12 protein-coding genes are annotated in these 9,622 nt (G+C 44.2%); 3 read left to right on the top strand and 9 right to left on the bottom strand.

The features are described 5' to 3' along the window. Nucleotides 1-94 precede the first annotated feature (94 nt). The 9 genes from QUB20_RS28700 to QUB20_RS13310 all read right to left on the bottom strand — a co-directional run bounded on the left by QUB20_RS28700 (nt 95) and on the right by QUB20_RS13310 (nt 6,663). Nucleotides 95-241: a cation-transporting P-type ATPase gene (locus QUB20_RS28700; RefSeq protein WP_445299396.1), complete on the bottom strand. Its 147-nt coding sequence runs from the start codon at nt 239-241 to the stop codon at nt 95-97. Between the two features lie 92 nt (nt 242-333). Beyond that, a complete protein-coding gene (locus QUB20_RS13345; RefSeq protein ID WP_333246751.1) occupies nt 334-867 on the bottom strand; it encodes a DUF3122 domain-containing protein in 534 nt (177 codons plus the stop codon). 180 nt (nt 868-1,047) lie between these two features. Next, a complete protein-coding gene (locus QUB20_RS13340) occupies nt 1,048-1,440 on the bottom strand; it encodes a rhodanese-like domain-containing protein (protein ID WP_333246749.1) in 393 nt (130 codons plus the stop codon). A gap of 224 nt (nt 1,441-1,664) precedes the next feature. Then, entirely contained in the window at nt 1,665-2,663 is a 999-nt protein-coding gene (locus QUB20_RS13335) for a permease (RefSeq protein ID WP_333246747.1), read from the bottom strand. Between the two features lie 12 nt (nt 2,664-2,675). Further along, the gene (locus QUB20_RS13330) at nt 2,676-2,918 is read right to left on the bottom strand and encodes a thioredoxin family protein (protein ID WP_333246746.1); all 243 of its coding nucleotides are present in this window, start codon (nt 2,916-2,918) and stop codon (nt 2,676-2,678) included. A gap of 54 nt (nt 2,919-2,972) precedes the next feature. After that, on the bottom strand, nt 2,973-3,335 hold the full coding sequence (locus tag QUB20_RS13325; RefSeq protein ID WP_333246755.1) for a beta-lactamase hydrolase domain-containing protein: 363 nt from the start codon (nt 3,333-3,335) through the stop codon (nt 2,973-2,975). Nucleotides 3,336-3,525: 190 nt separating this feature from the next. Continuing rightward, a complete protein-coding gene (locus tag QUB20_RS13320; protein ID WP_333246744.1) occupies nt 3,526-3,927 on the bottom strand; it encodes a heavy metal-responsive transcriptional regulator in 402 nt (133 codons plus the stop codon). Between the two features lie 224 nt (nt 3,928-4,151). Further along, the gene (locus QUB20_RS13315; RefSeq protein WP_333246742.1) at nt 4,152-4,829 is read right to left on the bottom strand and encodes a DsbA family protein; all 678 of its coding nucleotides are present in this window, start codon (nt 4,827-4,829) and stop codon (nt 4,152-4,154) included. A gap of 172 nt (nt 4,830-5,001) precedes the next feature. Continuing rightward, nucleotides 5,002-6,663 (bottom strand): glycosyltransferase family 39 protein, encoded by a 1,662-nt coding sequence (locus QUB20_RS13310; protein ID WP_333246589.1) that lies wholly within the window; start codon nt 6,661-6,663, stop codon nt 5,002-5,004. Between the two features lie 74 nt (nt 6,664-6,737). Between QUB20_RS13310 and QUB20_RS13305 the strand changes: the two genes are divergently transcribed. From QUB20_RS13305 to QUB20_RS13295, 3 genes are all read left to right on the top strand, one after another. After that, entirely contained in the window at nt 6,738-8,225 is a 1,488-nt protein-coding gene (locus QUB20_RS13305; RefSeq protein ID WP_333246740.1) for a hypothetical protein, read from the top strand. A gap of 68 nt (nt 8,226-8,293) precedes the next feature. Beyond that, nucleotides 8,294-8,467: a hypothetical protein gene (locus QUB20_RS13300; RefSeq protein ID WP_333246738.1), complete on the top strand. Its 174-nt coding sequence runs from the start codon at nt 8,294-8,296 to the stop codon at nt 8,465-8,467. Between the two features lie 118 nt (nt 8,468-8,585). After that, complete coding sequence (locus tag QUB20_RS13295) at nt 8,586-8,990, top strand: hypothetical protein (RefSeq protein WP_333246736.1); 405 nt, start codon at nt 8,586-8,588, stop codon at nt 8,988-8,990. Nucleotides 8,991-9,622: the final 632 nt, after the last annotated feature.

The raw sequence follows: 9,622 nt of genomic DNA, 5'->3' as shown, positions 1-9,622 counted from the left end.
CGTCCTTTTTGGACGGGCGGGACGCCCATCCCACAATAACAATTAAAATTGTAAGTTATTTAATTCGCGATCCTAAGTGGTTTATCGATATTGCTTACAGTACCGCTTGATTTTGGACGAGTTTTTTATTTGGTAGTCCATTAATCAACAGCATTAATGCGCTCGATTTGTGTGTTTGTTTGAGGCTATTCGCGCCGTACTCGATCAAGCGTTGTTTCGCATCTTGACGGGTTAAATCCACAGATCGAGTGCGTCGGTTGAAGCATTCGATCTGTGGGTAAGCTCCAAAATGTGGAGAGTTGGGGATTCATCGGTTTGATTTTTTGGAGTTAGTCAATGAGCAGAAATTGTTTGCCACTCTTGAATCGCCGTCGATGGGATTTGTAACTCGATCGCTGAACCAGTTACCACTGGTAAAGTTAGGTGAAGGGGAATTTCAGCCTGCAACTGCGGTAGGACAGACTTAATGTCATATTCTGCGACATTCGCTGGGGTTGGTGTGCCCTTAGAAATTTCGCTAGAAATATCCTTGGCGGTTAGAGTTTCGCCCATAGATGTTGTCAGAATCAGCGGTTGAGTGCGATCGAATTCCACCGCACCAGGAAAGCCCACGACGCGCAGAGAGACAGTAGAACTACCTTCAGGATGGATGCGTTTGAAGGCGATCGCCTGCCAGGACTTTCCGGTCTGATCCCGCAGATTTTGCCGGGATTGATACAGCATCTGCCCTGGATATTCTTCGATTTTCGTCACAGCAGAAAAAGCAGGTAAGGGAATACAGACAAGCAGTAAAACGCAGATACAAGCAGCCAGCAACCCGCGCATTAGGCGAATTTTATAATCATTAAAAAAGCAGATAAATTTCATCACACAATTCCTCAAGAACTTAATATTACTGGCAATTACAGAGTGAAAGTTGGGGATTTTAATCCTGATTTTTTTGCGGCATTACCTAGGAATGAGAATTAAATAACTTCCACAAGTTTGTGGGATGGGCGTCCCGCCCGTTCTTTTTGGACGGGCGGGACGCCCATCCCACAATAACAATTAAAATTGTAAGTTATTGAATTCGCGATCCGTAGAGGAGATCGCCTCTCCTGCGTTTTTCCAGCCTGCAAAACTTGGCGGAAATCCCTGGACATTTTCATAGCCCAATAGGTGCAATGTCATTACTCCCATTGCCGATCGATAGCCCGTTGAACAGTACAAAACTACGGGGCGATCGCGCGGAATTTTATCCAGATTGTGCGCTAGTGTTCGGAGTGGAATATCGATCGCATTAGCGATATGTCCTGATCGATACTCAGAGGGTTCTCGCACATCCACCAACAGGGTTTTAGGGTTCTTTAATAGGTTTTTTAACCCTTCGACATTGGCGATCGTGTAATAGCCTGCTGGAATCGACGTGAGGAAGCGATCGACTCCCGATTCCAGATTCACGTTTTTTTTCAGACATTGTTTGCATCTTTTATTGAAAGATTGGTTCAGTTTCTATGATAGTTGCTGCGAGGATCGGGTTTTGCCCAATACCAACCAAGAGGCAAAAACATAGTGCAAATCCCAGTAATATCGTCTGAATTGGTTTCTTAAAGCTCATAGATTTCTCCTGAAATGGATTCTTAAGGGTTCATTTTGTCAGCCAGATATTTCAGCACCATTGTCAATCAATTGATTATGGCATTGAATATATAGCCGATACTAATAATGCCAACAGTCATTAACCCAACAAAAACGGCTAAGAGTTGAGGTTTCAAAACTTTTTTAAGAATCACTATTTCAGGCAGAGATAGTGCTGTTACTGCCATTGTGAAGGCCAAAACTGTACCCATAGCCATTCCTTTATTGACTAAAGCTTCGGTAATCGGCATTACACCCGCAATGTTCGCATAGAGTGGCACGCCCAACATTACCGCGATCGGCACTGCAAAAGGATTATTTGCACCTGCATATTGAGTGATAAAATCTGTTGGCACATAACCATGAATCCCCGCCCCGATCGCAATACCACCCACGACATAGAGCCACACCGATCGCACAATGGAGCTCGACTGGAACCATCCTTGCTCAAATCTTTGCCCCCAAGTTAGCATCACTGGTTCTGGATTGTCCTCATCACCTAGAGGTATTTCTTGATGAGATTTTTGCAGTTCCCAAACAAAGGGTTCCACCCATTTTTCTAATTTTAGTAATCCGATGATATATCCAGAGGCGATCGCCAAACCCACACCAAAACCGATATAGATCAGTGTCACCTTTAGTCCAAACAATCCCCACAGCAGGATAACAGCAACTTCATTTACCATTGGCGCTGCCATCAGATAAGAAAAGGTCACACCTAAAGGCACACCTGCTTCTAAGAATCCGATGAACAAAGGAACCGCAGAGCAAGAACAGAATGGTGTGACGATTCCTACCATTGCCGCCAAGATATTTCCCGCAAAAGTGCGCTTTCCTTCTAGCAAAGAGCGAACACGCTCTGGTTCTAAAAAGCTTTGAAATGTCCCAACAATGAAGCTAATTACAATTAGTAATGTTAAGACTTTTGGCACATCGTAAAGAAAGAAATGCAGACTCGATCCTAAATGCGATGAAATCGACAAGCCGAAGATTTGGGTGACAATCTGGGTTGCCAACCAATCAAAAGGATAAAATGGATCGAACATAACTTTGCCTCTTTAACGCTGCAATAAGGGCTGAATTTGTTCTGGACTGAGCACTTGACCTTTGCTGACGACTTTGCCATTGATTGTCATGGCGGGAGTAGACATCACACCTCGTTTAGCGATTTCGATGGGGTCGGTAATGTGCAGAATTTCAGCATTTAAATTGAGATTAGTTACAGCTTGTTTGGCATTTGCCTCTAGCTGTTGGCATTTTTTGCAGCCTGAACCCAAAATTTCAATCTTGATAGCATTCATGACATAACTCCTTTTTTGTATTCTCTAATTCAGTTCAGCTAATGTCTAGATTCTCTAGACTTTTTTCTCAAAGTAAGTATGAGCAAAACTTCCAAGAGGACAGTTAGGCTTCTGGTCAATTCCCAAAATCTGAAATTGCTCAAGATATTGCGCCTCTGTCCAGCCTTCTTGTTCTGCCAATACCAATAAGGTAAATACGCCCGCCCGCCATCCAGAGGCACAGCGAGTATAAATCGGCTGGGGGGATGCTTTCACCGCTTGCTTGAAGGCTTCTAGTGTTTCGACGGTCAAGTTTTTGGGTGAAACGGGAACACTGACATATTCCAAAGCCTGTTCTTTCACCATTGACACATCAAGCTGATTTTTCTCAGCAGCAGGACACAAATCAATGACAGTCTTGTAGCCTTTTTGGGCAATTTATTGCAAGGCTTCAGACTCGGCAATAGAACCAATGGCTAGGGTATTGGTGATGGTTTTGAACATAATGACGCACTCAATAGATGATAATCTTGGTTGATTCAACTATAAACCCTATACCCATGTATAATGTCAAGAAAATTTTCAAAATATCTGGTTTTTGATTTTGACGATCTTTAAGCAGGATTTTTTATTGTTCTGTGTCAAGGACGAGGCATTGATAAGCTGGATCGGGATGGTCAAATTTGGTTTTGCATTGCTCGACTAAAGGTACTAGCTCATCATGGAGCGATCGCAATTGGTCGATATTTTCCTCAATTTCCTTAACTTTTTTGCTGAGTCTTTCATAAACAGCTTTACAGGTAAGTAGTTTCCCTTCCTTTAACGATATAATCTCCTTAATATCATTCAAACTCAGCCCTAAAGACTTGGCACGGCTAATAAAGGCAAGTCGATCTACATCTAACTGGCTAAAAAGCCGATATCCGGCTTCAGTACGCTGGGGAGATGGAATCAGCCCAATCCGCTCGTAAAAATAAAGCGTTTGGGGATTGATTCCTAAACTACGGGAGACTTCGCTGATTTTGAACATTGATAAAACGACCTAGCAATCTAGTAAACTAATACTAAATCCTATACTGAGATCACGTCATTCGATTTTAGATTTTAGATTTTAGATTTTGGATTGACTTGCGCGAGATAAACTCGGGGGCTTGAGGATTTTAGATTTTAGATTTTGGATTGATTCCACGGATAAATCACGTGGCGGGTACCATCAAGAAATTCTTGGTCAAAGGAAGCGATCGCTCAACATCCCTAACACCAGGATTGTTCTCCCGGAGGATTGTGCAGTAACTCCCGAATATTGGCTTCGATCACCCGGTAGCCCACATTGCCGTTGAGTCTCTGCCGTCCTTCATTAAAAATCAGGGTGGGGCTGACTGTAACCGTATGCTCTTTGACTAATTCAAAATCCTGGGATAGCTTGGCATAAGCCTCACCACTATCGATCTGAGCTTCGATAGCAGCGATCGGCAGTCTTAACTCCTCCGCAATTCCAAATTGTACCTTGCGGTCAGAAACATCTGCGAGTTGGGTAAAAAATGCCTCCCGAAATGCCCAGGTTGCTTTTTCAAATACCTGTTGATTTCGCTCTACTAAATCCTTCGTTTCTAGTAGTTGAATCGCATGGAGAAACAAATGACAGGATGTCGATGAAAATGGTGTTACCTTAATCCAAATATCAGGATGAACGCTGATGTGATCGAACTTTTTCGCAACCTCCTGGACATGATTGCTGTATCCTTGCAAACCACCGCGATCGCGCCATCGGTTTTCCAGTTTTTCACGAGCAACACCAAAGACAGGGACAAAGTGCTGTGCGATCGCAATCTTGTCTTCAAAGGTTGTTTTCAACTCATCCAAACGAATCTGAGCAATATAAGCCCAAACGCAGAGAACATCGGAAAAGTAAAAAATACGAATCGGTTCCATATCACTTCATCCTTAGACCCACCAGGGTTTCTTTCTAGTACGAGGATCAGTTTCCGTCCAAGCTGAGATCAAAATGCTGTTATCGATCACTGAAACCTGGACAATCTTGAGCGGTAGAGGAGCTGGGCCATGCACCACCGTCCCATACAGACGCTGATTGGATGTCCCTAACTTACTTTCGAGTTACCACAACCCAATCGTCCGCTGTTTTGACAATCTTAGCATTCTGCAAACCTAAATGTTTTAAAACAGGTTTTTCTAACAGAAAATAAGGTTGAGGAAGAGTTTGCCATTTCTGTTTCAGCGTCGGCGCGTCGGCGACAATAACTTGGCGTTGACTGTAAAAATTCAGCGATGGACGGCCCAAGCGGTGAGAAGTAAACACTTGTTGATCGGCCGGAGTTCCTGTGCGGACAATTTCGGCGATCGGCTTAACCGGATAATCCTCGGCCAGTTCCCACACCCAGTTATCTGAAGCCACCAATACCAACAGCGTCAGGTAAGTTCCCCAAATTAAAACTAATATAAACTGTCGGTCTTTGCGGTGCAGCAACACGGCCGCCATTGTCATTGTCAAAGCTACAAACATCAGCATTAACTGCAAATCTCGCTCTGGAGGCGCAATTTGTCCCCCGATCCATACCCAGCCACTGAAGTACACGCAACCGACGACAGCAACTATAGCCAGCACTGCCAAAATCGCGGGATGAGGCAGCAAAGAAATAGCATCAAAACGTTCTTCTGCTTCCTCTTTGACGGGTTCTGGCGGCAGCCACAGTTGCTCCCAAACTTCAGCGAGATAACTGCCAACAGCAAGAGCAAAAGCTGGATAAATTGGCAAAACATACCACGGCAATTTAGTAGTCATCACAGAAATAGCCAGCAGATATACTCCTGTCCAAACCAAGACTAATTTTGGCCCGGCAAAATTGCGATTTTCCCAACTCAGGCGCAGCCCTTGTAGCCAAAATAACTGCCACGGCCAAGCTAATTTTAAAATTTCTAAAAGATAATACCAAGGCGGGCCTCTGTGACTGCTTACAGGTTCCGAAATGCGCCGGAAAGATTCGTTAATTAAATTAGTGTGGATGAAATATTGGCCGTAGTGCAGCCATTGGGCAAAATACCAAGCAGCTACTGGCAATGTTCCGATCGCCAATCCGCCCCAAAGATACCCAGAAGTGAGGAGTCGCGGGGTATCCCAAACCAAAAAAATACAGCCAACAGCACCCAGCAGCAGCCCCAACATGACGCCCTTAGTGAGGCAAATGAGTCCGAACCCAATCCCCGCGCCCAAAGCGTAGCGCAAGTCGCGGCGCGATCGTAGCAAACACCACATCGCCCCCAGCAAAAAACACAAAACTGCTCCATCCAACATCGCCAAACGTCCATGCCGCACCACCGGTAACAGCGTCAGATACACGAGGGCAGAAAAAATGGCGATCGAGCGTCTAGGAAACAACTCCCTGCCAATGGCGTAAAGCAAGGGCACTGAAGCCGCCGTCAGCATCGCCGGTACCAACCTCGCCGTCAATTCGCTGACACCGCCGACGGCAAAACAGAGCCCGATTAGCCAGTGTACCAGCGGCGGTTTGTTGAAATAAGGCATAGAGTCGATCGTCGGATACAGCCAATTTAAGTTGCCGCGCCAAATTTCGCGACTTACCTGCGCTGCAATGCCTTCATCCCAATCCCGCAAAGCCACGCCGCCCAGATTCAGCCCGAAAATCAGCACTGCAGCCAACAGAAAAGCCAGCATCCACACTTTATCTGTAAAGCTGTCATTCCAGCGATTTTTCGGTTTGCGGCTTAGGAATGGAAAGATTTCTGACATAAGTTAAGAGAGTTTTGAGCGTCCCAAACTGAAGGTAAACTTAGACAGCAGTTATTTGCGACTAGGAAAATACCATGAACTTGCCTGTAATTATAGATATTATCATTGGCTTAGTATTTATCTACCTGACTTTAAGCTTGCTAGCTTCGGAAATTCAGGAACTGATTGCTACTGTTTGGCAGTGGCGGGCGGAACATTTAAAGAAGTCGATCGAAGTGCTGATTTCTGGCGGCAGCGAAGGTGCGAAAGATCCCCTGCAATTTAAGCGAGTCGGACAGTTAGCCCATGCGATTTACGCCAATCCGATTATCAAAGATTTGAATCAGGGAGCGAAAGGGCTTTTATCAGAGGGATTCCGCTCTGTTACGCACCGCATGGGGGATTTTTACCACGGAATTACGGGTACTAAAAATGTTTTCGGCAATAAATCCAGTGGGCCTTCTTATATTCCAGCCGAGTGTTTTTCGGCTAGCCTTTTGGAGACTTTAAAGGTTTCTAGTTTGCTCAGCTCTATCTCTAAAACCCGATTGGAAAGATTTAAAGATTTACAGTTGGCACAAATTCAACAGATTGGAGCGAATCTGAGTTTACCGGATGCTACTAAACCGATTATTGAGCAAGAATTTAGGTGGCTGACTGCGGAGTTCAATCGAGTTGTTGAAGATTATCAAAACAATTTAGCAAGTTTGAACAACAGCTTAGATCGAATGTCGGAAAAGCTAGGATTTTATATTAAGGATTCTCAGGTTTATCTACCAGAAACCGAGCAGGGAGGGAGAGAATTTCAGAGGCAGATGGCATTTGTCAAGGCTCGTTTTGACAGCCCCATTGAGCGGGTGGCGCTGCTGGGGCAACTACAACCGAGTTTCAGCAATCTGTTAAATACTGTTAAAAAAAGTCAAGATTCGGTAGCAGAAATTATGGAGCTAAAAGAGGAGAGTCCGATTTATCAACAAATTCAAGAAACTTTGGACCGTATGCCAGAATCTTTGAAACGCAGCCTTTATATTTTAGCGCAGCGCGCTGAAAAAGGCGGCGGAGATACTCAAGAGCAGTTGCAGCGGTTTCAGAAAGAAATTGAAATTTGGTTTGACCAATCGATGGAGCGTGCTTCTGGTGTTTACAAGCGGAATGCTAGAGGGGTAGCGATTTTGCTCGGAACTGCGATCGCTGTCGCTGCTAATGCTGATACCATTCATATTATTAATCGGTTGTCGAAGGATTCGATGTTGCGATCGACTGTTAATGTGTACGCTGAGCAGTTGGTGGAAAAAAATGCTAGGACTAAATTAGATAATTTACCAAGTCTGAGAAAAGTTCAAAAGGATGTAGATATAGCTTTGGATGAGGTAGCTCTGCCTTTTGGATGGAGCGAACAGAACAGCTTGGAACGAGATAAGCAGGGGAATTTATTGTGGCCGGCTTTGATTGCAAGATTGTTTGGTTGGATATTGAGCGGCGTAGCTATTTCTATGGGGGCTGCTTTTTGGTTTGAGGCGCTCAGCAAGATTATTAATATCCGCAATGCAGGGAAAAAACCGCCATCTTCCACAGAATCTTGAGCGGTGCAGTTGCGAGGCCAATCTACTAAGTGTCATACCCTTTTAGATTTTAGATTTTAGGTGGGGGAATGACTCAAGACTATCGAGGTTTGAAGCACGGGGCTAGATTTGGATTCTTTTTTGAAAGTGGTATCACGGATAGGATATCGGATCGATCGGTAATTTGGCGTTTGCCGGAAGTCAGGGAAAACACGCAGAATATAAATTCCGTGCGATCGCGGATGGCAGTGTGGCAGAAATAGGGCAAACTGATAGATAGGTGAAATAAGAATGAGCGAAATAAATAAGGTCGCTGGCAGTTTCAGAAGCTCTGACTCCAAGGCTGTATCTACCGCTAAACACACTTTTGGAGGACGGAATATGTTGACTTCTTTAAGGGAAACGACTCCCGCCTCGGAATACGCAACTCCCCCATCCAAAAGCTTTGTATTCAAGGACTCCAGCATCAATCAAGGTGGATATTTTGTTTCCAGAATTTTGGCTGGGGAATCTGACTGCATCGAGAAAATAACCTCGGCACTTCAAAAACCTGCCTCTATCCTTAGAGAGATTGACAAAGTTCGCTCGACTTATGACTGTCGCTCGAACCAACTGCAATTAGGCTTTGTTATCCTCAGTTCAGATTACCTCGAACCATACAAAAGTCAATTGTCAAAATCGCATATTTCTCTGACTCAAAACAGCGGACTTGGTTGGTGTTATGCCGATCGAGATAGTGATACACTCAGCAACGGCGGTGGGCGCGATCGACTGTTTGCTAATTAAGGAGAGTAATTTAATGCAGGGTATGGAACGTACCGAGGGCGACTGAACCCGAATGCAATTGTAATTATGGACGCAGGGGCGATCGCAATCAACGATTTCGATCTGACTAAATCAGCAATCATATCAACTCCCGCTGAATAATTTGAATCACGTTTGCAGTGAGGATGGCAGTCCTCACAGTGTGTAGCACCCCATAAGCCAATTGATTTCCAGCGATGGGTTCCACTTAATCTTAGATTGTTTTGACTGTTAGTAAATGCGACCAAACGTCCTGGGAATCAGTATTTAGGTGTACCGCAAACCTAGCAAAGTCAAAGCATATAGAATTGTTCAAAATCTACATAATTCAGTTTTACCTTGGATGAAATACAGCTAGGGAAACTCTAGTGCATTGTGCCTCTACGTAAAATCTCACACTCAAATAAAAACTACTAAATATAAGAGGAGTTATTCGGGGGTGAATTACCTCCACTATTTCCGCATCCCTCAACTCAGCCTACTATTAGCAAAATAAGGTCAAAAAAAATTGGATAATAGAACCTAGATTTATTTCAATATTCCCGATTAATATTGCGATCTATTCCCATAGATAGAGGCTCAGATTTCCATTTTAGTTAAAAGTAAAAATGCAA

The organism is Microcoleus sp. B4-C2 (genome assembly GCF_036705265.1).
GTDB lineage: Bacteria > Cyanobacteriota > Cyanobacteriia > Cyanobacteriales > Microcoleaceae > Microcoleus.
The sequence above is the reverse complement of the archived record's forward strand: the minus strand, read 5'-3'. Positions and strand labels throughout refer to the sequence as shown.